Origin of the sequence: Nonomuraea terrae (assembly GCF_004348995.1) — a bacterium.
In the GTDB taxonomy this organism is placed as follows: Bacteria; Actinomycetota; Actinomycetes; order Streptosporangiales; family Streptosporangiaceae; genus Nonomuraea; species Nonomuraea terrae.
The window spans coordinates 1-1262 of record NZ_SMKQ01000446.1 but is presented as its reverse complement, the minus strand read 5'-3'; the positions used below and the strand labels follow the sequence as shown (position 1 = coordinate 1262).

Sequence of the window (1262 nt, the reverse complement as noted above, 5' to 3'; positions counted from 1 at the left end):
GGTTCCAGGACCAGGGTGCGCATTTCGTTCAGGCCCACGGTGTCGGGGTGGCCGGAGGAGACGATTGCCCCCAGGAGGTCGTACGCGTCGCGGCCTGCCATTGACGTGATCTGGTCCATGAGGCCCTCGGGGCCGGACAGTTCCAGGAGGGCCAGGAAGTTCTCGGTGCCCAACAGGAGGTGCTCGTGCTGGGTCAGGGACTCGGGGGCGAGGTCTCCCTGGTCCACGAGCATGCTCAGGACGGCGGGGCCGAGGATCGGGTCGTGGCGCAGCTCGGGGAGGAGCGTGCGGACCTCGGGAAGGGACTCGGTCAGGACGTGCAGGAGGGCGGCGGTCCGGGTGCGGAACGGGCAGTCGCGTACGGCCTGGAGCAACGCCCCTACGTCGTGACCTGGTTGGGCGAGCCAGCCCTTGAGCTCTGTGGTGGCGTCCTCGCGAGGGTAGTGCTGGGAGATCACGCCCAGGAGGCCGGCCGGGGACGCGGTGGCGAGTTCGCCGACGGCAGGGGCGTCGCGGCCGTCCGCCAGTAGGTGGTTGCGGACGGCGTTCAGGCCGAGTGGCGTCAGGTCGGCCAGAAGGAGGTCTGGTTCCGCCAGGCGGGTGCGCAGGCGTTCGACGGTGTCCGAGGGCAGCTCTTGGTCCTCGTGGTCGAGGTCTGTGGAGTAGAGCGGGTCGGCGGGGCCGCGGGTCAGCTCCGCGGCGCCGAGGTCGGAGAGGACCTCGAAGGTGCGCCGGAGGTCTTCAGCGACCAGTTCGCGGCCCGGCGCGTCGTCGCCGCCCAGGAAGTAGGGGCTCAGGAAGTAGTCGCGGCAAGCGAGCCACACCGTCTCCTCCAGCCGGGCCACGGGCATGGCGTCGAGGCCGTACATCGAGTTGAGGATGTCGGGCAGCGTCTCGTGGAGCGAGCCCGCCAGCGCGGATTCGGCGGTGCAGACGGATCGGCCCAGCTCAGGGAGGGTCTCGAACGCGCGTTGCCACAGCTCGAAGGGGTTGCGGAGCAGCGGGGCCGCCTTGGTCACCTGGAGCAGGCGACCCTTGCTCGTGCGGATGAGACGGATCTTCTTCGCCCAGGTGAGGAGGAGGGTGACGTGGTGCAGCTCGGTGCTGCTGCGGGCTTGGAGGCTCTCCTCGCCGGTGCCGAGGTGGGCGGCCAGGTCGCGGGCGTCGGCGAGGCGGAGGTGGCCCGTCTTGGTCAGGGTGCGGCCGTCCGGGCCGATCCACTCCGTCAGGGCCACCAGGCGTCGTACGGTCTGGCTCCGGGC

Annotated in this window: 1 pseudogene; it reads right to left on the bottom strand. The window is 70.8% G+C overall.

Annotated elements, in window-relative coordinates:
* Positions 1 to 1262: pseudogene (locus E1286_RS48735) on the bottom strand (hypothetical protein); the annotation flags it as partial.